At 71.6% G+C, this 23617-nt stretch carries 21 protein-coding genes and 3 tRNA genes; 11 read left to right on the top strand and 13 right to left on the bottom strand.

What is annotated here, in order from left to right; translation table 11 throughout:
* Nucleotides 1-8 precede the first annotated feature (8 nt).
* Genes AB0I38_RS30000 through AB0I38_RS29990 form a run of 3 tightly spaced genes read right to left on the bottom strand, consistent with a single transcriptional unit; the run spans nucleotide 9 to nucleotide 2766 of the window.
* Entirely contained in the window at nucleotides 9-827 is an 819-nt protein-coding gene (locus AB0I38_RS30000) for a carbohydrate ABC transporter permease (protein ID WP_358485175.1), read from the bottom strand.
* Nucleotides 824-1735, bottom strand: coding sequence for a carbohydrate ABC transporter permease (locus AB0I38_RS29995; RefSeq protein ID WP_358485169.1), 912 nt, complete (start codon nucleotides 1733-1735; stop codon nucleotides 824-826). Before AB0I38_RS29995 ends, AB0I38_RS30000 begins: the two co-directional genes overlap by 4 nt.
* Complete coding sequence (locus AB0I38_RS29990; protein ID WP_358485157.1) at nucleotides 1732-2766, bottom strand: LacI family DNA-binding transcriptional regulator; 1035 nt, start codon at nucleotides 2764-2766, stop codon at nucleotides 1732-1734. Before AB0I38_RS29990 ends, AB0I38_RS29995 begins: the two co-directional genes overlap by 4 nt.
* Before the next feature lie 151 nt (nucleotides 2767-2917).
* Here AB0I38_RS29990 and AB0I38_RS29985 point away from each other — a divergent pair, with 151 nt between their 5' ends.
* Together AB0I38_RS29985 and AB0I38_RS29980 are read left to right on the top strand one after the other, a co-directional pair.
* A complete protein-coding gene (locus AB0I38_RS29985; protein ID WP_358485144.1) occupies nucleotides 2918-4405 on the top strand; it encodes an SDR family oxidoreductase in 1488 nt (495 codons plus the stop codon).
* Between the two features lie 107 nt (nucleotides 4406-4512).
* Nucleotides 4513-5472, top strand: coding sequence for a YbgA family protein (locus AB0I38_RS29980; RefSeq protein WP_358485137.1), 960 nt, complete (start codon nucleotides 4513-4515; stop codon nucleotides 5470-5472).
* 112 nt (nucleotides 5473-5584) lie between these two features.
* Here AB0I38_RS29980 and AB0I38_RS29975 read toward each other — a convergent pair whose 3' ends face one another.
* Entirely contained in the window at nucleotides 5585-6826 is a 1242-nt protein-coding gene (locus tag AB0I38_RS29975; RefSeq protein ID WP_358485131.1) for an MFS transporter, read from the bottom strand.
* Nucleotides 6827-6861: 35 nt separating this feature from the next.
* On the opposite strand from AB0I38_RS29975, the gene AB0I38_RS29970 reads away from it, so the two are divergent.
* The 3 genes from AB0I38_RS29970 to mihF all read left to right on the top strand — a co-directional run bounded on the left by AB0I38_RS29970 (nucleotide 6862) and on the right by mihF (nucleotide 9082).
* Entirely contained in the window at nucleotides 6862-8088 is a 1227-nt protein-coding gene (locus AB0I38_RS29970) for an ROK family protein (RefSeq protein ID WP_358485119.1), read from the top strand.
* Between the two features lie 179 nt (nucleotides 8089-8267).
* A complete protein-coding gene (locus AB0I38_RS29965) occupies nucleotides 8268-8672 on the top strand; it encodes a GlcG/HbpS family heme-binding protein (protein WP_358485113.1) in 405 nt (134 codons plus the stop codon).
* 104 nt (nucleotides 8673-8776) lie between these two features.
* The gene (gene mihF / locus AB0I38_RS29960; RefSeq protein ID WP_184962109.1) at nucleotides 8777-9082 is read left to right on the top strand and encodes an integration host factor, actinobacterial type; all 306 of its coding nucleotides are present in this window, start codon (nucleotides 8777-8779) and stop codon (nucleotides 9080-9082) included.
* A gap of 139 nt (nucleotides 9083-9221) precedes the next feature.
* On the opposite strand, the gene AB0I38_RS29955 is transcribed toward mihF, so the two are convergent.
* Together AB0I38_RS29955 and AB0I38_RS29950 are read right to left on the bottom strand one after the other, a co-directional pair.
* A complete protein-coding gene (locus AB0I38_RS29955; protein WP_358485100.1) occupies nucleotides 9222-9869 on the bottom strand; it encodes a response regulator transcription factor in 648 nt (215 codons plus the stop codon).
* Nucleotides 9860-11107 carry a sensor histidine kinase gene (locus AB0I38_RS29950; RefSeq protein WP_358485095.1) on the bottom strand — a complete coding sequence of 416 codons (1248 nt, stop codon included), beginning with the start codon at nucleotides 11105-11107 and terminating at the stop codon, nucleotides 9860-9862. Before AB0I38_RS29950 ends, AB0I38_RS29955 begins: the two co-directional genes overlap by 10 nt.
* 185 nt (nucleotides 11108-11292) lie before the next feature.
* On the opposite strand from AB0I38_RS29950, the gene AB0I38_RS29945 reads away from it, so the two are divergent.
* From AB0I38_RS29945 to AB0I38_RS29935, 3 genes are all read left to right on the top strand, one after another.
* The gene (locus tag AB0I38_RS29945) at nucleotides 11293-12573 is read left to right on the top strand and encodes an acyltransferase family protein (protein ID WP_358485090.1); all 1281 of its coding nucleotides are present in this window, start codon (nucleotides 11293-11295) and stop codon (nucleotides 12571-12573) included.
* Nucleotides 12574-12687: 114 nt separating this feature from the next.
* Nucleotides 12688-15186, top strand: a complete 2499-nt coding sequence (locus tag AB0I38_RS29940) for a DEAD/DEAH box helicase (RefSeq protein WP_358485081.1) — start codon at nucleotides 12688-12690, stop codon at nucleotides 15184-15186.
* Between the two features lie 290 nt (nucleotides 15187-15476).
* Nucleotides 15477-16364: a hypothetical protein gene (locus tag AB0I38_RS29935; RefSeq protein ID WP_358485077.1), complete on the top strand. Its 888-nt coding sequence runs from the start codon at nucleotides 15477-15479 to the stop codon at nucleotides 16362-16364.
* A gap of 110 nt (nucleotides 16365-16474) precedes the next feature.
* Here the strand turns inward: AB0I38_RS29935 and AB0I38_RS29930 are convergent, their stop codons facing one another.
* The 3 genes from AB0I38_RS29930 to AB0I38_RS29920 form a co-directional block, all read right to left on the bottom strand.
* Nucleotides 16475-16882, bottom strand: a complete 408-nt coding sequence (locus AB0I38_RS29930) for a TIGR03667 family PPOX class F420-dependent oxidoreductase (RefSeq protein WP_358485068.1) — start codon at nucleotides 16880-16882, stop codon at nucleotides 16475-16477.
* A 169-nt stretch (nucleotides 16883-17051) separates the two neighbouring features.
* Complete coding sequence (locus AB0I38_RS29925) at nucleotides 17052-18944, bottom strand: hypothetical protein (protein WP_358485058.1); 1893 nt, start codon at nucleotides 18942-18944, stop codon at nucleotides 17052-17054.
* 327 nt (nucleotides 18945-19271) lie between these two features.
* Nucleotides 19272-20258, bottom strand: a complete 987-nt coding sequence (locus AB0I38_RS29920; RefSeq protein WP_358485053.1) for a phosphotransferase family protein — start codon at nucleotides 20256-20258, stop codon at nucleotides 19272-19274.
* Nucleotides 20259-20545: 287 nt separating this feature from the next.
* On the opposite strand from AB0I38_RS29920, the gene AB0I38_RS29915 reads away from it, so the two are divergent.
* Together AB0I38_RS29915 and AB0I38_RS29910 are read left to right on the top strand one after the other, a co-directional pair.
* On the top strand, nucleotides 20546-21106 hold the full coding sequence (locus AB0I38_RS29915; RefSeq protein ID WP_358485048.1) for a dihydrofolate reductase family protein: 561 nt from the start codon (nucleotides 20546-20548) through the stop codon (nucleotides 21104-21106).
* A 176-nt stretch (nucleotides 21107-21282) separates the two neighbouring features.
* Nucleotides 21283-21456, top strand: coding sequence for a hypothetical protein (locus AB0I38_RS29910; protein ID WP_358485042.1), 174 nt, complete (start codon nucleotides 21283-21285; stop codon nucleotides 21454-21456).
* A gap of 33 nt (nucleotides 21457-21489) precedes the next feature.
* Here the strand turns inward: AB0I38_RS29910 and AB0I38_RS29905 are convergent.
* From AB0I38_RS29905 to AB0I38_RS29890, 4 genes are all read right to left on the bottom strand, one after another.
* A tRNA-Val gene (locus AB0I38_RS29905) sits at nucleotides 21490-21564 on the bottom strand.
* A 1-nt stretch (nucleotide 21565) separates the two neighbouring features.
* Nucleotides 21566-21639: transfer RNA gene (locus AB0I38_RS29900), tRNA-Cys, on the bottom strand.
* Nucleotides 21640-21654: 15 nt separating this feature from the next.
* A tRNA-Gly gene (locus tag AB0I38_RS29895) sits at nucleotides 21655-21726 on the bottom strand.
* A 38-nt stretch (nucleotides 21727-21764) separates the two neighbouring features.
* On the bottom strand, nucleotides 21765-22400 hold the full coding sequence (locus AB0I38_RS29890; protein ID WP_358485035.1) for an ACT domain-containing protein: 636 nt from the start codon (nucleotides 22398-22400) through the stop codon (nucleotides 21765-21767).
* A gap of 83 nt (nucleotides 22401-22483) precedes the next feature.
* Here AB0I38_RS29890 and dusB point away from each other — a divergent pair, with 83 nt between their 5' ends.
* Complete coding sequence (gene dusB, locus AB0I38_RS29885) at nucleotides 22484-23593, top strand: tRNA dihydrouridine synthase DusB (protein WP_358485025.1); 1110 nt, start codon at nucleotides 22484-22486, stop codon at nucleotides 23591-23593.
* Nucleotides 23594-23617 lie beyond the last annotated feature (24 nt).

Here is a 23617-nt window from a genome sequence, read left to right as displayed (position 1 = left end):
AGAGCCTCCTAGCCCTTGACAGCGCCGGCCATCAGACCGGACCTCAGCCGTCGCTGGATGATCGCGAAGAAGATCAGGCTCGGGATCGTCGCCATGAGCGACGCCGCGGCGAGCGGGCCGAGCCTGGACACCCCCTCGGGGCCGGTGAACCTCACCAGCGTGAGCGGAAGTGTCATCACCTCGGGGTCCTTGAGGACCACGAGTGCGAAGAGGAACTCGTTCCACGACGAGATGAACGAGAACAGCAGTGTGGCCACCACTCCGGGCGCGAGGAGCGGCGCGACGACGCTGACGATCGAGCGGATCCGGCCCGCGCCGTCCACGGCCGCGGCCTCCTCCAGCTCGCGCGGCACCGACCGCACGTAGCCCTGCAGCATCCACAGCGCGAACGGCAGCGTGAACGTCACGTGCACCACCACGAGCCCGGTCAGGGTGTTCACCAGGTCGAGCCGCCGCAGCACCATGAACAGCGGGATGATGATCAGGATGAACGGGAAGACCTGGCTGACCAGCACCCAGCCGAGCGCGACCTGCTTGAGCAGCCCTCGATAGCGGGCCAGCGCGTAGGCCGCGGGCAACGCCACGGCGACCGTCAGCAGCGAACTGGCCAGGGCCACGACCAGGCTGCGCGCGCCCGCGCCCACGAGGTCCTGCTCGCCGAACGCGTCGCCGAAGTTGGCGAGCGTGGGATCGTGCGGGATCCAGGCAGGGTCGAGCGCGGCCATCTCCTGCGGCGTCTTCAGCGCCGTGGACAGCAGCCAGACCAGCGGGAACGCCAGGAAGACGAGGTACGCCAGCAGCGCGGCGTACTGCGGGACCCTTCTCACGAAACCTCCCGCAGCTGCCGCCACAGGTAGAACCCGAGCAGGGCGAGCACGACGATCACGATGGTCAGTCCGAGGGTCGCCGCGTAGCCGAAGAAGCCGTAGCGGAACGCCTCCTCGTAGGCGAAGAGCATGGGCAGCCGGGTCCGGCCGCCGGGGCCGCCCTGGGTGAGCACGTAGACCAGGCTGAACTGGTTGACGTTCCACACGAAGTCGAGCGAGGTGATGGTGACGATGATGGGGCGCAGCTGGGGCAGCGTGATGTTCCAGAACCTGCGCCAGCTGCCCGCGCCGTCGACCTCGACCGCCTCGTACAGCTCCTTGGGCACGCCCTGCAGGCCGGCCAGCAGCACCACGGTGGTCTGCGGCATGCCGCTCCAGATGCCCATGACGATGATGGCGGGCAAGGCCCAGGTGAAGTCGGCGAGCCAGTTGATGTCGGTGCCGAGCGTGCTGTTCACGATCCCCGCGTCGGGGTGGTAGACCAGGCGCCACATCAGGCCGATGACCACGGGCGGCATCGCCCACGGCACCACGGCCAGCACCCGGGCCAGGCCCCTGAACCACAGCTTCTGGTTGAGCAGCAGCGCCAGGCCCAGCGAGGCGAGAAACTGCAGCACGGTCACGGACACGGCCCAGATCAGGCCGACCCTGATCGACGACCAGAACTCGTCGTCGGCCAGCAGGTCGCCGAAGTTGGCCAGGCCGACGAAGCTCGTGACGTGGTTGCGGCCGGCCTCCGCGTCGGTGAACGCCAGGCCGATGCCGTACAGGAGGGGGCCGACGCTGAACAGCAGGACCGGCACCAGCGCGGGCAGCATGAGCATCCACATCTCGCGGCTCTGCCGCGAGCCGCCGCCGCGCCCGGTCTGCCGCCGGGGCGGCGCGGGTCGCGTCATGGTCGCCGTCACGAGGTGTTCCCCTCCGGCTCCTCCGCGCCCGCCCGGCCGCTGGAGGCGCGCACCACGAGGTGGGGCGGCACCGTGACCAGACGGGGCTCGCGCTCGCCGTACTGCAACCGGTCGAGGAGCAGCTCGGCCGCGGCCCGGCCACGTTCGGCGGAGCCCAGGGAGACGCTGCTGAGCGACGGCCAGGAGGCGGCGGCCAGGTCGGTGTCGTCCATCCCGACCACCGCCACGTCCTGCGGCACCCGCCGGCCGGCCGCGCGCAGCACGTCGAGCGCGCCGAGCGCGATCAGGTCGTTGGCGCACATCAGCGCGTCGACGTCGGGCACCCGGTCGAGCAGCGCCGCCACCGCGCGGCCCCCCTCCGCGCGGTAGAAGTCGCCGATCTCCACCAGCTCCTCGTCGTACGGCAGGCCGAGCGCGCCGAGCGCCTCCCGGTAGGCCGCGCCGCGGGCCGCGCCCGGCACGGTGTCGAGCGGGCCGTTGACCAGCCCGATGCGGCGGCGGCCGAGCGCGTGCAGGTGGTCGAGGGCCAGCCTGACCCCGGTGCGCGAGTCGGCGCGCACGTTGTCGACGGGCGTGTCCTCGGGCACCGAACCGATGATCACCACAGGGGCGCGGGCGGTGGCGAGCATCGTCAGGTGCGCCTCGGTGACCCGCAGCGGCACCATGATGAGCCCGTCCACGTAGCGCTCGCCGAGGCTGTGCAGCACGTCGATCTCGTCGGCCACGACGGCGTCGGTGGAGTGCAGCACGAGCCGGTAGCCGGCCGCCTTGAGCACCGGCTGGATCTCACGCAGCATGGCCAGGTAGGCCGGGTTGCCGACGTCGGCCATGGCGAACGCGACCTGGTGGGTGCGGCGCGACTTGAGCGACCTGGCCACGGCGTTGCGCACGTAGCCGAGCTCCTCGGCCGCGGCCAGCACCTTGCGCTCGGTCTCCTGCCGGGTCGGCAGTCCGTTCAGCACGCGCGAGACCGAGGCGATGGAGACGCCCGCGCGCTCGGCGATCGTGGTGATCGTGGGTCCCTCGCCCAAAGCTGTCCTCCCGTGGCCGCAACCGTTTCGAGCGCATTGCTGTAAACGTTTACCGTGTTTCGGACATGAAACCGGGAGCCGAGAGCGAGGTCAAGTCACGATCGCATAACGCCAGGTCAGGGTAGAGGGCCGGGGAGGAGGTGGTCCGACGATGGCTCGATGTCTTGTCACGGGAGCGACCGGCTACATCGGCGGGCGGCTGGCGCCCGAGCTGCTGGCCGCCGGTCATCAGGTGCGGTGCATGGTGCGCGCCACCCGCAAGCTGCGCGACCTGCCGTGGGCCGAGCGCGTCGAGCTCGCCGAAGCCGACGCGCTCGACCAGGAGGCGACCCGGCGGGCGCTGGACGGGATCGAGGTGGCCTACTACCTGATCCACACCATGGGCGCGCGCCGGGACTTCGCCGCCGCCGACCGGCAGGCGGCCGGTGTGTTCGCCGCGGCGGCGCGGGCGGCCGGCGTGCGCAGGATCGTCTACCTGGGCGGGCTCGCCTCAGGCGAGGCCCTGTCGCCGCACATGCGCTCGCGCGCCGAGGTGGCCGACACCCTGCTGGCCTCCGGAGTCCCCGCCGTGGTGCTGCGCGCCGCGGTGATCATCGGATCCGGGTCGGCCTCCTTCGAGATGCTGCGCTACCTGACCGAGCGGCTCCCGGTGATGACGACGCCGCGCTGGGTGCGCACCCGGACGCAGCCCATCGCGGTGCGCGACGTGCTGCGCTACCTGGTCGCCTGGGCGTCCGTGCCGGACCGCGTCGACCGCGCCTTCGACATCGGCGGCCCCGACGTGCTGACCTACGCCGACATGATGCGCGGGTACGCCGCCGTGGCGGGCCTGCCGCCACGGCTGATCATTCCGGTGCCGCTGCTCAGCCCGTGGCTGTCCGCCCACTGGGTGGGCCTGATCACGCCGGTGCCGGCCGGCATCGCCCGCCCGCTGGTGGAGTCCCTGCGCAACGAGACCGTGTGCCGCGAACACGACATCGCCCGCTACGTCCCCGATCCGCCGGAGGGCCTGACCGGCTTCCCCCGGGCCGTGGAGCTGGCACTGAAGAAGATCAAGGAGGCCGACGTGGCGACGCGCTGGACCTCGGCCTCCACTCCGGGCGCGCCCAGCGACCCGCTGCCCACCGACCCCCACTGGACGGGCGGCAGCCTCTACGTCGACCGGCGTACCCAGATCGTCGACGCCGACCCGGCCACGCTCTGGCGGATGATCGAGGGCATCGGCGGCGAGAACGGCTGGTACTCCCTGCCCGTCGCCTGGCACCTGCGCGGAGCGATCGACCGCGTGCTCGGCGGGGTGGGGCTGCGCCGGGGCCGCCGCGATCCGGCGCGGCTCAGGGTGGGCGACGCGCTCGACTTCTGGCGGGTGGAGGAGGTCGAGCGCGGCCACCTGCTGCGGCTGCGGGCCGAGATGCGGCTGCCCGGCCTGGCCTGGCTGGAGCTGAGCGTGTCACGCGAGCACGGCCGCACCGTCTATCACCAGCGGGCGATCTTCCATCCGCGCGGGCTGCTGGGCCACCTCTACTGGTGGACGATCTCGCCCTTCCACGAGCTGATCTTCGGCCGGATGTCCCGTAACCTGGCCGCCGCCGCGTCCGCGGCCGAGCCGCGCCCTGGCGAGCCGGCCGCGCGGGTGTGACCGGCCGGGGCGCCGCGCCCACGATCTCCCCGCCCTTGGTTGCCGTCGCGCCCCTCCCTCGGATACGAATAAGTTTTGACGAACTTATCTATGCGGAGGAGGCGGCGATGGACGCGCGCCCCGCCATGACCAGGCCCAGGGTGGCCGTCTCGGGCTGCCTGCTCGGCGAGCCGGTACGGTTCAACGGCGGCCACAGCCGGGACCGGTTCCTGACCGGCGCCCTCGGCCCGCACGTCGACTGGGTGCCGATCTGCCCGGAGATGGAAGCCGGGCTCGGCACCCCGCGCGAGACGCTCCGCCTGGAGAGCTCCGATGACGGGCCGCGCCTCATGACCCGCAAGACCCGCGTGGACCTCACCGACCGGATGACCGCCCTGGCCCGCGCCCGGGCCGCCGCGCTCGACGTGGACGGGTACGTGTTCAAGGCCAAGAGCCCGAGCTGCGGCATCCACGGCATCCCCGTGCACCGGGAGTCCGGCCCGCCGGCCGACCGGCGCGGCCGGGGCGTCTACGCCGGGGTCGTCATCTCGTCCGACCCGCTGCTGCCGGTCGAGGACGAGGGGCGGCTGCACGACGCGCTGCTCCGCGAGACGTTCGTGGAACGGATCTTCGCCCACGCCAGGCTGCGCGAGCTCCTGACCTCCGACTGGCGCCCGCGCGACCTGGTCGCCTTCCACGCCCGGCACAAGATGCAGATCCTCGCCCACGATCCCGCCACCTACCGCCTGGCCGGGCAGGTGGTCGCCCAGGCGGGCGTCTGGTCGCGTGACCGGCTGGCCGCCGACTACGCCAGGGTGTTCCGCATGGCGCTGGCCAGGAAGGCCGGCGTCGGCCGCAACGTCAACGTCCTCCACCACTGCCTCGGCATGATCAGCGTCGATCCCGTCCAGCGGGCCGACCTGGTGGAGGTCATCGCCTCCTACCAGGCGGGCCTGGTGCCGCTGAGCGTCCCAGCGACGCTCCTGCGCCACCACGCCCGCGGCGAGGACAGCGGTTACGTCCTCGACCAGAGCTACTTCGCGCCGTACCCGGCGGACCTGGCCCTGCGCAACCACGTCCCCGCCTGACCACGCGACCGCCCCGGACGGCCGGGACGAGACCCGTGACCTGTCCGCAGGCGGTCCGGTGCGACAGGCTGGGACGAGGCGGCCGGGTCTCGTGAGCCGGGCGGGCCTCGTGTCAGTCTCCGGCGGACGCGTCGGCCGCCACCGGCGTCCGGGAGGCGGCGGGCAGGGCGCGGATGGCCGGGACCCCCGTAAGGGCGACGACGGCGGCGAGGACGGCGGGCACGATCAGGGCGACAGGAAGCGAGGACGCCTCCGCGATGTAGCCGAGCAGCGCGGGCCCGACCAGCAGCCCGCTGTAGCCGAAGGCGGTCACCAGGGACAGTGCCCGGCCGACCCGCCCGCCGGCCGCGCCGACGGCGCTGAAGATGACCGGCACCACCGTGGCCAGCCCGACGCCGGCCAGCGCCCAGCCGGCCCAGGCGCAAACGACGCGCAGGGAGGTGCCGGTCAGCGGCGCGGCCAGCACGAGGGCGTATCCGCAGGTGGCGATGATCCCGGCGAGCCGGATCGTGTTCACGGAGCCGAGCCGGGCCCGGATGGGGTCGCCGAGCAGCCGGATGGTCGTCATGGCCACGGCGAAGACCGTGTAGGCGAGTGGCGCGGCGGCGGCGTCGGTGTCGAGGACCCAGCGGGCGTGCAGGGCGGCCCAGTCGATGGCCGCTCCCTCGCTCAGGTGCCCGGCGAACGCGGCCACCCCGAGCAGCGCGATCAGTCCCCAGCGCAGTCCGCCTCCGGCGCCCCCGCCGGCGGCGTCCGTTCCCGGCCCGGGGTGCGCGGGTGGCGCGGGCGGCGCGGGCAGCAACAGCAGGGCCAGCGGCGCGTACAGGAACGGCACCACGATCGCGGCCGCTATGAGCAGCGTCTGCGCGTCCAGGTCGGCGCGCAGCACGACGGCGGTCAGCGCGCCGCCCGCCGCGCCGCCGAGGCTCCACGTCCCGTGGAAGGCCGAGATGATCGGCCGCGCGTAGGCGCGTTCGACCTCGACGGAGTGGGCGTTCATGGCGACTTCGGTCACGCCCAGCCCGAGGCCGAAGAGCACGGCCAGACTCGCCAGCGCCGGGTAGGACGGCGCGAGCGCGGGGCCGAGCAGCACCACGGCCGACAGGGGTCCGCCGACCCAGCACACGACCCTGCTCGACCACCTGTCCACCAGCGGCCCGGCCACCAGCATCGACACCAGCGCGCCGGCCGAGATCAGCAGCAGCACGCTGCCGAGCCGGCCGGCGCCCAGGTCCAGCCGCTCGTCGAGCGAGGGCAGGCCCGAGGCCCACAACCCCATCACGAACCCCGCGAGGAAGAAGTAGCCGAACACTCCGATGCGGGCGCGCCGGGCGTCCGCGAGACTTATGTTCATGGCTAGAGCATAATGAGTCACATGAGGCGTACACAATGAGCGGTGCCACCACCAGCGTCGAACTGCGGGCGCACAACCGGGTCCGGCTGCTGCGCGCCGTGCACGACTGCGGCGCCACGCGCACCCGCTCGCAGCTGACCCGCGACCTCGGCCTGGCGAGGGGCACCGCGTCGGTGCTGGCCGCCGAGCTGGCCGGCGACCGGCTGGCGCACGAGGCGCCCGCGGCCGAGCACGGCCGGGGCCGCCCGACCCAGGTGCCGGGACCGCACCCGGACGGCCCGCTCGCGCTGGCCGTCGACCTGCGCGAGGACGGCTGGGAGGTGGCGGCCTGCGAGCTGGGCGGCCACGCGACGGTGCTCGGCACCGCCGGCCACGACGGCACCCCGGCGGACGCCCTCGGCCCGCTGGGCGAGGTGCTCCGGGCGCACCTGGCGCGGCTCGGCCACCGGGTGGTCGGCGTGGGCGTGGCCGTGGCGGGCCCGGTGCGCGCCGGAGGGCTGGTCGACGTGGCGCACCTGCGCTGGCGCTCGGTGGACGTCCCGGCCCTGCTCGGGCTCGGCGCCACGGTGCCCCGGGTGGGCAACGACACGGCGTTCGCGGGGCTGGCCGAGGCGCGCCGGGGCCTGCTGCGCGACGCCCGCGTGGGGCTGCACCTGCACGTCGACTTCGACGTCGGCGGGGTGCTGGTGGTGGACGGCCGGCCACTGGGCGGCGCCGGCGGGATGGGCGCCGAGTTCGGGCACATGCCTCTCACCGGCGGTGACGCGCCGTGCATGTGCGGGGCGCACGGCTGCTGGGGGATGGAGGTGGGGGCCAACGCGCTGCTGCGCCACCTCGGGCTCGCCTACGGCGGCGGGAGGGGCCGCGCGCGGGCCGAACAGATCCTCGCTCGCGCGACCAGCACGGCCCCGGCCACCCATCCCACGGACGGCCCCACGGACGGCCCCGCCGCGAGCGCGGAGCTGCGGGCGGTGCGCGCCTGCGCCCGCGCGCTCGGCCGGGGGATCGCCGCTCTGACGAACGCGCACGACCCGGACGTGGTCACGCTGTCGGGACTCGGCGCCGACCTGTACGAGCGGGCCCTGCCCGCGCTCGTGGAGCCGTTCGAGACCGGTCTCATGACGATCCGCCGCGAGCGGCCGCCGCGCCTGGCCGCCTCCGCCCTCGGCTGGCGCGGTCCCTTGATCGGCGCCATGGAGTCCGTCTTCGACGACTTCCTGACGGTCCGGGGCGTGGAGGCCTGGCGCCGGCTTCACACCTGAGAAACCCCTGCGACACGCCCGGAATTCGAAATGTGATGGATACCACGCGCGAGGGCGAAAAGTACCCGCACGTCGTCGGCGGACGGCACCGTACACGATCTTGCGGAGCCGCCCGCCCGGCGGTACGGATGGAGGCGGACGGTGGGTGCGGCGGCAGGGATCTGAGGGGAAGAGAACACATGGACCTTGAACTGGCGCTCCGCGTATGCGAGGCGGCGTTGAAGCAGGCGGCACGCGAAGGCGCGCTGATCTCCGTGGCGGTGGTCGACTCGGGCGGCCATCTGGTGACGTTCCAGCGTATGGAGGGGTCGCAGCTCGCCGGGCCGGTGCTGGCCCCAGGCAAGGCCTACACCTCGGTGGCCCACGGCAGGCCCACCGCCGACCTGGCGGAGCTGGCCCGCCCGGGCGGCGAGCTCTACGGCCTGGCCGGTGATCGTTTCGTGTGTTTCGGGGGTGGCGTCCCCCTGTGGGCGGACCGCGGTGAGGGCGGACGGGTGATGGGCGGCGTAGGGGTCAGCGGAGGCACCATCGCGCAGGACGTGGCGTGCGCCGAAGCGGCCGCCTCAGTCTGGCGCACCCGCTGAGCGGTGACTTTCCGCACGCGGAATGGCAGGTATCCGCCATGATTAGCCCCTGCACGACGGGTAACAGGAATCCCCGAACGTCAATCCCCGAGGAGAGATCCGAGATGGCACTTCCCACTCTCACCCCCGAGCAGCGCAAGGCGGCTCTGGAGAAGGCCGCCGAGGCGCGCGCGGCCCGCACCGCCCTGCTCGCCAAGGTCAAGGCCGGCGAGCTGTCCTTCGCCCAGTTGCTGGAGCGCGATGACGACATCGCCAAGAAGATCAAGGTTTCGCAGGCCCTGCGCGCGGTCAAGGGCGTCGGTCCCGCCAAGGCCACCGCGCTGATGGAGGAGGCGGGCGTCGACGAGAAGCGCCGTCTCGGCGGCCTGGGCGCCCAGCAGCGCAAGAAGCTGGTCGACGCGCTCGGCTGACACCGGGCGGCCAGGTCCGCGCGGGGCCGACCGCGCGGACCGGCCGGCGTTCCGGGGCGGACCGATCCCGGGGCGGACCCGCGAGGAGGACGTTCCTGAGGGCTCCTGACGCGCGTTCAGAGAACGTTCCCGGAAGGCGTCAGGAACGCAGGTAGGTCAGCACGGCGAGGACCCTCCGGTGCTGGTCGCTGTCATCGGCGTAGAGGCCGAGCTTGCTGAAGATGCTCCTGATGTGCTTCTCCACCGCCCCGTCGCTGATCACCAGTTGCCTGCCGATGGCCGGGTTGGACCTGCCCTCGGCCATCAGCCCGAGCACCTCCCGCTCGCGCGGGGTCAGCTGGGCCAGCGGATCGTCCCTGCGCCTGCGCACCATCAACTGGGACACCACCTGCGGATCGAACACGGTCCCGCCCGCGGCGACCCGCCGCAGGCCCTCCAGGAACTCGTCGACGTCGACCACCCGGTCCTTCAGCAGGTAGCCCACCGCGCCCCTGGCATCGGCCAGCAGGTCGTCGGCGTAGGAGACCTCGACGTACTGCGACAGGATGAGCACGGGCGCGCCCGGCACCCGTCTCCGGGCCTCGACCGCCGCCCGGAGCCCCTCGTCGGTGAACGACGGCGGCATCCGCACGTCCACCACCGACACGTCCGGCCGGTGCTCGGCCACGGCCGAGACGAGGCCGTCGCCGTCGCCGACGGCCGCCACCACCTCGCAGCCGAACTCTTCGAGCAGCCTGACCAGGCCCTCCCTGATCAGAACCGCATCATCGGCCACGACTACGCGCACGGCACCTCCGCCACGATCACTGTGGGCCCGCCGTCCGGCGACTGGACCGTGAACTCCCCGTCGACCGCGCGGAGCCGGTCGGCGAGGCCGGCGAGACCGTGTCCCTTGGCGACGTGTGCGCCGCCGACCCCATCATCCCCGATCGTCAGCATGAGGATGTCGGCGGTGCGGGTCAGCTGGACGGTGCAGACGGTGGCACGGCTGTGCTTGGCGACGTTCGTCAGCGTCTCGGCGACCACGTAGTAGACCGCGTTCTCGACACTGGCCTGGTAACGCTCGGAGACCTGCACGTCGAGGTCGACGGGGACGGTGCAGCGGCCGGCCAGCGCGGCGAGCGCGGGGGCGAGCCCGCGGTCCGACAGGATGGGCGGCGCGATGCCGCGCGACAGGGCGCGCAACTCGTCCAGCGTCTCCCGGGTGGCCGTGATGGCCGAGGTGATCGTGGCCTGGGCCGCCTGGGGGTCCTTGCCCATCTGGCGCTGCGCCCGGGACAGGTCCATGGCGAGCGAGACGAGGCGCTGCTGCGGGCCGTCGTGGATGTCGCGCTCCAGTTTGCGCAGCGCGTTGGCCTCGGCGGTTACCGCGGCGGCCCGGCCCTCGGCCAGGTCGTCGATGCGTTCGTGCAACTCGGCGACGCCGGTCAGCAGCGCGCGGCCGAGACCGGCCCGCAACAGCGCGGAGCCGCGCACCATGAACGGCAGGAGCAGCGCGCTCACCAGCCCGAGGCTCACGTAGAAGATCATGTTGGTCCAGTAGCCCGAGCCGAAGCCGAGGAGTTCGGGCAGCTCCGTGTTGCCCGGGATGCGCGAGGTGATGATGCCGTAGATCGGGTAGGTCAGGCCGGCCAGGGGCAGCGCCCAGAAGACCACGGTGACCACGAACGAGACGATCGAGATCGGGAAGTTCAGCAGGCCGTGGAGCAGGTCGAGCCACGACTGCCCGCTGGTCAGCGGGTTGACCAGCCGGCGGAAGCGGCCGGCTCCGGCGGGAGCGGGCTTGTAGCGGGGGCGCACGGGCGGGCGCTCCAGCACGTCGGCCAGCCAGGCGCGCTCCGCGTCGGCGAAGCCCCGCGCGATCATGAGGGTGCCGACCAGGATCGGCACCCCGATCCAGACGACCGCCGTGCCGACCCCCGCGGCGAACCCGGCCACCAGAAGCGCGAAAGCGATGACGGCGGTGGGGAAGCCCACGAGCGTGTAGCGCGTGTCCAGCAGGACACGCCTCTTCAGGGAGTGCATGGCCTACACGCTATGTCGGCGCTGTTCAGGGGGCGACCCGGTGTGCAGGCGTCCGAGGGTAGGGCCAGCCCTACCCGCCGCGGTGGTGTGATCTCGACCCGAAGACGGTGGCTCGCGGCAATGTGCGGCGCCGGGCCCGGCGGGAGCCTTGGATGACCCGTTGACGAGGAAATCGAGGCCCCCGAATGACCGTCCTGCTCGACCGTCCGCTCCCCCGCGCGGGCGCCGTCGCACCGGACCGCCCGGCGCGCCCGCGGCCGGCGGCCAGGGACCCGTTCCTCGACCTCCTGCGGGTCTTCGCCATCGCGCTCGTGGTGCTGCAGCACTGGACGATCCCGGTCCTGTCCTTCGACGGCGCCCGGCTGAGCACGGGCAACGCGCTGGCCGCGCCGGGCGTGTGGGTGATCACGTGGATCAGCCAGGTGATGCCGCTGGTGTTCTTCGCGGGCGGCGCGGCCAACGCGATCAGCCTCGGCCGCGCGGCGCACGGCGCGCCGCAGTGGCTGTTCACCCGGCTGCGCCGGCTGGCCTGGCCGCTGCTGCCGCTGGCCGCGGTCTGGATCCCGCTCCCCCAGGTGCTGGCCTCGCTCGGCGTGCCCGAGCAGCCACTCGACGTGGGCGCCCGGCTGACCGGCCAGTTGCTGTGGTTTCTCGCCGTCTACCTGATCGCCGTCACCGCCACCCCCTGGCTGCTGGGCCTGCACCGCAGGTACGGCGCGTGGGTTCCGGTGGTCCTCACGGCCGGCGCGGTGCTGACCGACGTGCTGCGCTTCTCGACGGGACTGGACGCGCTGGGCTACCTCAACATCGTGTTCGTCTGGCTCGCGGTGCACCAGCTCGGTTTCCGGTACGCCGACGGGCGGCTGAGCCATCCCTGGGCGCTGGCCGCCGGCGGGTTCGGGGCCGCGGCGCTGCTGGTGTGGGCCGGGCCGTACCCGGGCAGCATGATCGGCCTGCCCGGCGCCGAGGTGTCGAACATGGCCCCGCCGACGCTGGCCATGCTGGCCGTGGCGGTCGGGCAGATCGGGCTGGCCGTGACGCTGCGGCCGTGGCTCGTGCGGTTGCCGGTCGGCCGGCTGCTCGCCTGGGCGGGGCCGCGCGTCATGACCGCCTACCTGTGGCACATGCCCGCCCTGTTCGCCGTCACGGGGGTGGTCGTGGTGGCCCTCGGGCTGGACACCCCGGCTCCCGGCGGTCTCGGCTGGTTCGCCGGGTGGCCGCTCTGGTTCGGGGCGCTGTGCCTGGTCATGTGGCCGCTGCTGAGGTGGTTCCGGCGCTTCGAGGAGCCGCCCGCGCTGCCGTACGGGGTGGCGACCTGGCGTGGGGCGCTCACCTCGGCCGCGCTGGTCGGCGGCGGGCTGCTGACGCTGACCGTGGCGGGGTTCGCGCCCGGCGGCGCCCCGTTCCTGGCGATCCTGGCCATCCTGGGCGGTCTGCTCCTCACCGGCCCGCGAACCCGGGCCTGACCACCGTCCGGCGGGGGCGTTCTGGGCGGCCGGTCCGCCCGTGCCCGCCGTCCGGCGGGAGGTGTTCGAGCCCGGCCGGTCCGACCATGGCGCGGACTTCGGCAGGATAGAGGGGTGAGCCTTCTCATAGACCGCCTGCCCGAAGAGATCGACGCCGAGCCCGACGCCATCTTCGACGCCTTCGTCGCCTGGAACTCCGAACGGGGGCTCACGCTCTATCCCGCCCAGGAGGAGGCCCTGATCGAGGTCCTCTCCGGGAGCAACGTGATCCTGGCGACCCCCACCGGATCAGGCAAGAGCCTGGTCGCCGCCGGCGCCCACTTCGCCGCACTGACCCGCGACCTCCGCACCTTCTACACCGCGCCGATCAAGGCGCTGGTGTCGGAGAAGTTCTTCGACCTGTGCGCGCTGTTCGGCACCGACAACGTCGGCATGATGACCGGCGACGCGAGCGTCAACCCGGGCGCGCCGATCATCTGCTGCACCGCCGAGATCCTGGCCAACGTGGCGCTGCGCGACGGCGCCGCCGCCGACATCGGCCAGGTGGTGATGGACGAGTTCCACTTCTACGCCGAGCCCGATCGGGGCTGGGCCTGGCAGGTGCCGCTGCTGGAGCTGCCCGATGTGCAGTTCGTGCTGATGTCGGCGACGCTCGGCGACGTCTCGATGTTCGAGAGCGACCTGACCAGGCGCACCGGGCGGCCGACGGCGGTGGTCAAGCACGCCGAGCGGCCGGTCCCGCTGATCTACTCCTACCGGATGACCCCGCTGCACGAGTCGCTGGAGGAGATGCTCAGCACCGGCCAGGCGCCCGTCTACGTGGTGCACTTCACGCAGGCCGCCGCGATGGAACGGGCCCAGGCGCTGATGTCGATCAACATGTCGACGAAGGCCGAGAAAGAGGCGATCGCCGCGATGATCGGCGGTTTCCGGTTCACCACCCGCTTCGGCCGGGCCCTGTCGCGGCTGGTGCGCCACGGCATCGGCGTGCACCACGCCGGGATGCTGCCCAAATACCGGCGGCTGGTGGAACGGCTGGCCCAGGCCGGGCTGCTCAAGGTCATCTGCGGCACCGACACGCTCGGCGTCGGCGTCAACGTGCCGATCCGCACCGTCCTGTTCACCGCGCTGTCCAAGTACGACGGCAACAAGGTGCGCCGCCTGCGGGCCCGTGAGTTCCACCAGATCGCCGGGCGCGCCGGACGGGCCGGCTTCGACACGATCGGCTACGTGGCCTGCCAGGCGCCCGAGCACGACATCGAGAACGCCAAGGCGCTCGCCAAGATCGGCGACGACCCCAAGCGGCGCCGGGGCTACGCCCGCAAGAAGCCGCCGGAGGGGTTCGTCGGCTGGAGCGAGGACACGTTCGAGAAGCTGCAGAACGCCGAGCCGGAGCCGCTCAACTCCCGGTTCAAGGTGAGCAACGCGATGCTGCTCGCGGTGATCAACCGGCCGGGCGACTGCTTCCAGGCGATGAAGCACCTGCTGACCGACAACCACGAGGACCGCAAGTGGCAGCGGCGGCACATCAGCCAGGCCATCGCCATCTACCGGTCGCTGCTCGCCGGCGGCATCGTGGAACAGCTCAAGGAGCCCGACGAGCAGGGCAGGCGGGCCAGGCTCACCATCGAGCTGCAGGAGGACTTCGCGCTCAACCAGGCGCTGTCGACGTTCGCGCTGGCCGCGTTCGAGCTGCTCGACCGCGAGGCGCCCGGCTACGCGCTCGACATGGTGTCGATCGTCGAGTCCATCCTCGACGACCCGCGCCAGATCCTGTCGGCCCAGCTGAAGAAGGCCAAGGGCGAGGCCGTGGCACAGATGAAGGCCGACGGCATCGAGTACGAAGAGCGCATGGAGGCGCTGGCCGAGGTGATGTACCCGATGCCGCTCTACGACCTCCTCCTGGGCGCCTACGAGACCTACCGGCGGGGGCATCCGTGGGTGGGCGACTACACGGTCAGCCCCAAGTCCGTGGTGCGCGACATGTACGAACGGGCGATGACCTTCGGCGACTACATCCAGTTCTACGAGCTGGCCCGCTCCGAGGGCACGGTGCTGCGCTACCTGGCCGATGCCTACCGCACCCTGTCGCGCACGGTGCCCGAGCACCTGAAGACCGAGGACCTGGTCGACCTGATCGAGTGGCTCGGCGAGCTGGTGCGGCAGGTCGACTCCTCCCTGATCGACGAGTGGGAGAAGCTGGCCAACCCGGAGGAGGCGCTGGAGCGGCAGGAACAGCTGGAGGCCAAGGTCCGCCCGGTCACCGCCAACCCGCGGGCCTTCCGGGTGCTGGTGCGCAACGCGATGTTCCGGCTGATCGAGCTCTGCGCCCTGGAGAAGGAGAACGAGCTGGAGGAGCTGGCGCCCGACGTCGACTGGGGCGCGGCGCTCGACGCCTACTACGACGAGCACGAGGAGATCCTCACCGGCGCCGACGCGCGGGGGCCCGCGCTGCTGCGCATCGAGGAGGAGAGCGGGCTGTGGAAGGTCCGCCAGACCGTCAAGGACCCCGCGGGCGACGGCGACTGGGGCATCGACGCGCAGGTCGACCTGGCCGCCTCCGACGAGGAGGGCCGTGCGGTGCTGCACGTCGTGGGGCTCAACCGGCTCTGAGCGGCCCGCATGAAGGAGCCTGCGATAGGCGTGTGCCGGGACGGACTGGCAAGGGCGCCCCGGCACACGTCTGTACTTCTTAGTGTCTGGCAGAAAAGTTCGTCATCGTGTCATGACAATGTCCCAAGATCGGGACATTCAGCACTCGGCAATGCCGCAGATCGTGCCGAGCACGCGCACGGCGAACCTGTGGCCGCGAATGCGGCACGTGCCCGCCACCGCACGGCCTCCGAAGGGGGACGGCCGGAACGTACAAGACTCCGGTCGCGAGGCCGGGGCACGATCAGCGTATGGAACTCGATCTCGACGCGGCCGCCGACTTCATGGCGACCCACGCCCGCATCCTCGACCGGCACCGCTTCCACCTGCTGCGGGGCGGAGCCGATCCCACCCCTGCTCTGGCGGCCGTCGACGCCTACCGCAACAGCGACGGCGGCTACGGATGGGGCCTGGAGCCCGACCTGCGCTCGCCCGAGAGCCAGCCGGGAGCGGCGCTGCACGCCTTCGAGGTCTTCGAGGACATCGCCCCGGCCACCGCGCCGCAGGCCGCGGCCCTGTGCGACTGGCTGGAGTCGGTGAGCCTGCCCGACGGAGGGCTGCCGTTCGCGCTGCCGGTCACGTCCAGCGCCGGCAACGCCCCCTGGTGGGCGGACTCCGACCCCTCGGCCTCCTCCCTGCAGATGACCGCCTGCGTCACGGCCGTCGCGCTGCGCGTCGCCGCCCATGACCCGGCGGTCGCCGCGCACCCGTGGCTGGAGCGGGCCACCCGCTACTGCCTCGGCGCGATCGAGGCGATCGGCGAGACGCCGCACGCCATGGTCCTGGCCTTCGCGATGCGCTTCCTGGACGCCGTGCACGCCACCCGTCCCGAGACGGCGGCCCTGGCCGGACGGCTGGGCCGGTTCATCCCCGCCGACGGCATGATGCCCGTCGCGGGCGGCACGGCGGACGAGAAGATGCGGCCACTGGACTTCTCCGTGTTCCCCGACGGGCCCGTGCGGGCGGTGTTCGCCCCGGACGTGATCGACGCCGAGCTGGACCGCCTGGCCGGGATGCAGCAAAACGACGGCGGCTGGGTCGTGGACTACGCCAAGATCTCACCGGCCGGCGCCCTCGACTGGCGCGGCCACGCGACCGTCCACGCCATCACCGTCCTCCGCCTCAACGGCCGACTCTGACCCGCGCTGTCACGCGCACGGCTGAGCGGCGTCCCGACCCGCACGGTCACCGGCCAGCACCTGAACGGCGGCCCCGGCCCGTGCTGGGGTTCGCTCCAGGGCAGTCGTGGTCAGAGGCTCCTGACCGAGGTCACGGTGATGCGCATGGGCACGGAGTATTCGCCGTCGAACTCCTCGACGCTGCCGACGATCCGCTCCATCTCCGACCGATATTTCGCGATGTACGCGGGAAAGTCGACCGGGCTGCCGGTCAGGATCTCGGCATCACCGGTCAGTACGAGCACCTCACCGCCCTTGGGCGTGCTGTTGAGGTTGAGCGAGACCCTGGGCCGGGCCCGGACGTGGCGGAGTCGCTTGGCATCGGGCCGGCTGAAGGTCAGCACGGAGCCATCGCCCTCCCACAGAAACCAGACCGGCTTCGGCTGCGGCGTGCCATCGGCCGCCACGGTCGTCAGCCAGACCACCTCGTCATCGGCCATCCGCCCACGCAACGACTCGGGAATCAGATCGTCAGCCATCCTCCGATCGTAGGTCACACAACCAGACGATCACGGACCCGCCGCCGCACGGTCACGGGGCTGACGATCACGGACCCGGCCGCCGTACGATCGCAACGCCGTACGCTCACGGGACCGGCAACCACGGACCCGGCCGGTCACGAGCACGGCCGGTCACGGAAATAAACGGTCACGAGCACGGACGGTAGGAGCAGCGCATGCCGGTGTGCACGGCGTGGCGCAGCTCGTCGCCGATGACCGGGTCGGCCTTGGCCACGCGGTCGAGGGCCCGCCGGATGGCCTTGCCCACGGCGATCCTGGCACGTTCCTCGCTGCCGGCGAACGAGCGCGCCCGCCCGCCGAGACCGGTGGCCGCGGCCAGCTCGGCGACCAGCCAGTCGCGCTCGCCGCGCATCGCGTCGGCCCGCTCGTACGCGCCGCCCGACTCCAGCTCCTCGATCCCCGCCTCCAACTGGGCCAGCCGCTGCCGGTAGGCCCGGATCGCGGGCTCGTCCAGCACGGGCTGAGCCGAGACCGGGCCTTCGGGCACCCCGGCTCCGCCGGCCAGGTCGGCGGCCGGGATCTCCTGCCCGGGATTGGCCAGCAGCGTCGCCAGGTGCCGCATGCCGACGCTGTGCTCGACCAGCGCCCGCCGTTCGCCGAGTTCGAGCTGCCAGTGCCGGCCGCGGCGGCGGCAGACCACCCGGCCGGTCGTCTCGCTCGCCGGCCCGGTGGGCAGCGCCATGCCCAGCGCCACCGCCTCCTGGCCGGCCAGTGCCAGCTCGCGCCGCGCCGCCTCGTCATGCGGGCCGTCACGCAGTGTGAGGGCCTGGCCGAGGCGCGAGCGGGACAGCGCGACGGCCGGCCAGTGCCCCAGCGCCAGGTTGTGGTGCACGGCCGCGCGCAGATGTCCGACCGCCCGGTCCGCCTCGCCCACGGTGATCGAGGCGACGCCCAGGCTGTGCTGCACCGAGCCGAAGCAGGCGATGCCCGGGCTGCTCATCACCGGCAGCCGCGCGTACGGGATGAGCAGGTCGTAGACGCGGGCGGCGGTGTCCGTGTCGGCCACCAGGTCGGCCGTCTCGGCGATGGCGTACATCGACATCAGCCAGGTGCTCGTTCGCACCGGGTTCTCCAGGACGCCGGTGCGCAACCGGGCCAGCATGCTCCCGGCCAGCCGCCGGTCCCCGGCACCGGCGGCGGCCACGGCCAGGCGGGCGAACGGGGAGTCGTCGACGGCGCTGAGCGTCGGCGAGGTGAGCAGTTCCGACAGCAGCGGCACCAGTTCGCCGATCCGGCCCTGGTACCAGCGGATGGCCGCGAGCTGCAGGCCGTACCAGCCGATCGCGTCATTGTCGCCGGCGGCGGCGCCGCGCTCGGTGCTCGCGGCCGCGAGGGCCTCGGCCTGCTCGAAGCGGCCGGCCCGGATGGCGAGCATCACCTCGATCGCGCCGCGCACGAAGTCGATCCCCCGATGGCCGTCCTCGGCCGACAGGGCGTGCAGCTCCACCAGCGCGCGCTCGGCGTGCGGATCGGCGGCCAGGAGCAGGTCGACGACGTACCACAGCAGGCCCATCAGCAGGTCGACGCGGCGGCCCGTGCCGGAGGCCACGCCGATCAGCTCCCGGGCGAGCTCCAAGCGCAGGCTGCCGTGGTCGGGGCCCAGGACGCAGTTGTGGGCCAGGCTCAGCGTCTCCGCCAGAGCCACCGGATCCCCCCTGTCCCTGGCCTCGTCCACCAGGGTGAGGATGGCGGCGTGGCCGCCGCTGCGGTAGTCGTCCTCGGCGGCCAGCCGCGCCCGCAGCCGTAACCCCAGCGGCGAACCCGGGTCGATCAGGGCCAGCGCCTCGCTCTGGCGCACCCGCACCATCGCACCGCCCGCCGCGGTCCGGTGCTCGTGCACCCAGAGCCCGCCCAGCCCGAGCGCCGCCCGCGCCATGCCCGGCCCGTCACCCACCCGCGCGGCCTCGCGGTAGGCGGCGTCGAACCGCTCGCGGCCCGCCTGGAAATCCCCCTCCACGTGTACGGCGTGCTCTCCGGCCAGCAGAGATAGCTCGATCTCCGCGCTCCGTACCTCCAGCAACGGACCCACCCCCGTGGCAGTCGATCTTCAGCGCCGTCGCCGGCGCAGGAACAACCGCGGAAGACGTGGGCCCCCTCGCATCTCCGCTACCCGTCGTAACGGATTTACCCGTACGACGGTTCAATCACATATTCAACCATTTCAGCGTCGAGGCACCCGGGGCACGGTGGCTGGAACGCGATGGCACGCCTCGACAGTGAGAACCATCCCTTCGAGGCGAGTGAGGCACCGTGTGACCGTTCCGCGCGAACCTTGCGACGTCACGATCCACCCGGTCGTCATCCGCGAGTGGAGCATTCCGACTCGGCCAGCTCGAAGTAATGGTGATCAGTGCAAGTCGGTCAGGACAGTCCGTAGATCCTCGTAACTGCGTCGGACCCCGTCGACGTTGCCCAGCCGGTGGCACTCCAGTCGAACCTCACCTATATGCCGAGCGTGGTAGATCCGCGAGCGGAATCTCGCCGAGGGAGAGTCTTCCAAAGAGCCATAGGCGTCCCAGAAAGCATCGCGCTCGGTGCCCGGTTTGGCCAGAGCCATCCGGATCGTCCAGTCGGCGGCAGGATCGCCCCACCAGGTGCGATCCAGGTCCAGCACACCGCTGATCGTGGGTGCGGGCGTGGCGTCTGCGAGCATGATGTTGACAGTCCACAGATCGCCCGCGAGCATGCGGGGCTGCGTGACCTCGTCGAGCACAGCGTGTCGCTCGGCGGCGGCTCCAGCTACACGGCGTAGATCGGCGGCGTCCAGACCGACACTGTCAAGGGCGGCGGCGATCTGGTCTAGGGCCGTGATGAGTGCCTGGCTCCACGTGTCGTGGCCGGGACCAGCGATCCTGCCGAAATGGGGGCCTCGGATGGCATGCACCTGCCGGGCGATGGCGCCGATCTGCCGGAAGAAATCGGGCCAGCTGGACCGGGGGTGATGGGGAAGGCCTTCCGGCGCGGGCACCCCGTCCAGCAGGCTTTGGATCATCCAGTCTCGGCCGATCACCTCATGTGTGAAATCCACTGCCATGACCCGTGGCATGAGAGGTGCAATCGAGGTGAGGTACGGCAGGCTGGCGTACTCATTGCGCATCAGTTCCCGCTCGGAGAGAAACTGACGCCCCGGCTCTGGCGCCACCCGCAGTACGACCGGACGCCCCTCATCGAGGTTGATGCGATACGTAGTGTTATACATCCCGTTGCCGAGCTCGACGACGGAGACCACTCGCGTCCCCGGCCCGAACGCCCGCCGACACACCGCGACGATCTCCTCAGCCGTCAGCGGCTCTTGGAACGCCCCGGTCGCTCGTTGGATGCTCTGGAAATCCACGTGACTTCCTTGATCAAGCACCCGAGGCACAGTACCAGGGCTCTCATCGACAAGAAGATCTGAACGCCTCCACGTGAAACCGTTCGGACCAAGGTGTCGTGCCGCAGCTCAGCCCATGTCCCTTCCGCCAACCTCACATGGAAGGGACAGCAGCTGTCCTGTCCGCGCGAACCTTGCCACGTCCGGACTTACCTTGCGGAGTCCGCTCCCACTCTGCGCCGATGAGTTGCGGGAGGCCGGGTGGTCTAACTCCCCAGGACGAACGTTCAGGAGGTCTCATGGGTGCTGTGGTGCTGTACAAGAGCATGTCGTTGGACGGCTTCGTCGCGGGTCCAGACATCGGTGCGGAGCATCCCATGGGTAAGGGCGGCATGCGACTGCACGAGTGGATGTTCACCGACCAGCCCGACCCGCGCGACAAGGAGGTCCTCGCTACGATGTCCGCTTCAGTCGGCGCGGTCGTGGTCGGCAGGCGCACGTTCGACGTCGGCCTGCCACACTGGCAGGACACCCCTTATCCTGCACCGACCTTCGTGCTCACCCACCAGACCCGCGACGAACTCGTCATGAAGAGCGCGACGTTCACCTTCATCACCGACGGCATCGAGGCTGCCCTGAAGGCCGCCCAGGACGCGGCCGGCGACAAGGACGTGATCGTGATGGGTGCCCAGACAGGACGGCAGTTCCTGCGCGGCGGGCTGCTGGATGAGCTGCTGATCAACCTGGTGCCGGTCGTGCTGGGCTCTGGAAGCCGGCTGTTGGAAGACCTGGGCCACATCGAGTTGACGCGCACGCAGGTGATCGCCTCCGACGCGGTCACGCACCTGCGGTTCCGGGTGGTGAAGTAACGGCCTACGGCACGGAATGTGCGGGGAGCGGCACTCGGCCGACGGCCCGTCCCCCGAAAGCGCAAAGCAGGTCCGAACAAGATCGGCGGTCGCTGTTCGGGCCTACTTTGCAACCCGCAGGTCAGCACACTTAGCCCTGCAAGGTTCGGTCGGAACAGACAGCCGTCCAGGGCGGCATGACCTGGTGCGAGATGCCGGATATTCGCCATCAGCGGGCCGGCAACGCGGCCACGGAACTGCGGGCGGTCGGGTTCGTCATCGGCCAGCAGCGGTTCGTGGCGGACCACATCTGCAACGACATCGGCACGATCTTGAGGCAGAGCCCGAACACGTGGCCTCACCAGCCCTAGCCTCCTGCGGCCAAGCTTCTAGTAAGACACTTATGGTGGACGATACTGGGATTGAACCAGTGACCTCTTCCGTGTCAGGGAAGCGCTCTCCCGCTGAGCTAATCGTCCTTGGAGGTGGAGACGGGATTTGAACCCGTGTGGACGGCTTTGCAGGCCGCTGCCTCGCCTCTCGGCCACTCCACCGAGACAGAATCTCCGAGCGGAAGACGGGATTCGAACCCGCGACCCTCACCTTGGCAAGGTGATGCTCTACCACTGAGCCACTTCCGCGTTGCCCGACCACTCTAGCGGGTTTTCGGACCAGATGCTCACTTGCGCAGTTGCCGCGCCACGCTCCGCTCGGTGGCGGGCAGGCTGAGGAAGATCTCGAGGATGCGCGCGAGCCGGTGAACCTCGGTGCGGTGGAAGGCCGGGCCTTCGGAGCGGGCCAGCAGCAGGGTGAGCGCGAGCGGCGGCAGCGGAGCGTGGATGACGTGCAGGTCTCCGGCGAGCGTGCGTGCGACCGGGCGCGGCGGCGTCTCCGCCGGCAGCGTCACCTCCTGCGGCGCGCGCCAGCTCGCGTAGACGACGCCCTGCTCGGCGCTCGTGGCGGCCCAGTCGGCGCTGAACAGCACCGGCAGCGAGTCGACCAGCGTGGTCAGCCCCCGGTCGCCGGCCGTGGTGATGTATTTGAGTATCTCCAGCTCCGGGTAGGTGCCCGGCGCCTCGCGGGTGGTCCAGACGCCCTCGACCATCACCCCGGCGACACCCCGCAGGCTCTTGGCCAGCGACTCCTTGGACGTGCTCTCAGGGCAGAAGACGGTGATGTCGTCGACCGCCCGGCCCGCGCCCCGGTCGAGCACGGTGACCTGGGTGATGTCGGCTCCGGCGGCGCCGAGCACCCGGGTGACCTGCGCCAGCGACCCAGGCCGGTCGGGCAGCGCGACGCGCAGTCTCAGGAGCATCCAGGCCCTCCCCCACGTAGATGCCTGCTCACAGCCTATCGGCGAATACCGGTCATGGCCTGACCTGCGCTACAACTGACGGGGTGAAGATTGGGCCGATAGAGGTGTGGCCGCCGGTGGTGCTGGCGCCGATGGCGGGCATCACCAACGCGCCGTTCCGGGTGCTCTGCCGCGAGCAGGGGGCCGGGCTTTTCGTGTGCGAGATGATCACGACGCGGGCGCTGGTCGAGCGCAATCCCAAGACGTTCAAGATGATCAGGTTCGCCGAGTCCGAGAAGCCCAGGAGCCTCCAGCTCTACGGGGTCGACCCGGCCACCGTGGGCCGGGCGGTCAGGATGATCGCCGACGAGGACCTGGCCGACCACATCGACCTCAACTTCGGCTGCCCGGTGCCCAAGGTGACCAGGCGCGGCGGCGGTTCGGCGCTGCCGTACAAACGGCATCTGCTGCGGCGGATCCTGCGCGAGGCGGTGGCCGGCGCGGGCCCGCTGCCCGTGACGATGAAGATGCGCATGGGCATCGACGACGACCACCTGACCTACCTCGACGCGGGCCGCATCGCGGTCGAGGAGGGGGTCGCGGCGATCGCCCTGCACGCCCGCACGGCCAGACAACACTACGGCGGCGTCGCCGACTGGGACGCGATCGCCAGGCTCAAGGAGGCCGTGCCAGAGATCCCGGTGCTCGGCAACGGCGACATCTGGTGCGCCGACGACGCCCTGCGGATGATGGCCCGCACGGGGTGCGACGGGGTCGTGGTGGGGCGGGGGTGTCTGGGGCGGCCATGGCTGTTCAGGGATCTCGACAACGCGTTCAACGGGATCGCCGACCGGGTCCGGCCCACGCTGGGCGAGGTCGCCGCGGTGATGGCCAGGCACGCCGAGGGGCTGACCCGCTGCTTCGACCAGGAGCGTTACGCGGTGGCCGACTTCCGCAAGCACGTGAGTTGGTATCTCAAGGGATTCACGGTGGGCGGCGAGCTGCGGCGCGAGCTGGCCACGGCCGAGTCGCTCGACGGGCTGCGCGCGGGGCTGGCCAGGCTCGATCACGACCAGCCGTGGCCGGCCAACACCGACACGCCGCGCGGCAAGTCCGGCGAGCGGGGCAAGGTGCAGTTGCCGGACGGCTGGCTGGACGACCCGTGGGACTCCGTGCTGCCCGAGGACGCGGAGTCGGATATATCCGGCGGCTGACAGCCACCATGGACAGCCTTGATC

The sequence above is a fragment of the Nonomuraea cavernae genome, assembly GCF_040655715.1.
In the GTDB taxonomy this organism is placed as follows: domain Bacteria; phylum Actinomycetota; class Actinomycetes; order Streptosporangiales; family Streptosporangiaceae; genus Nonomuraea; species Nonomuraea cavernae_A.
This window is presented reverse-complemented; position numbering and strand designations above follow the sequence as displayed.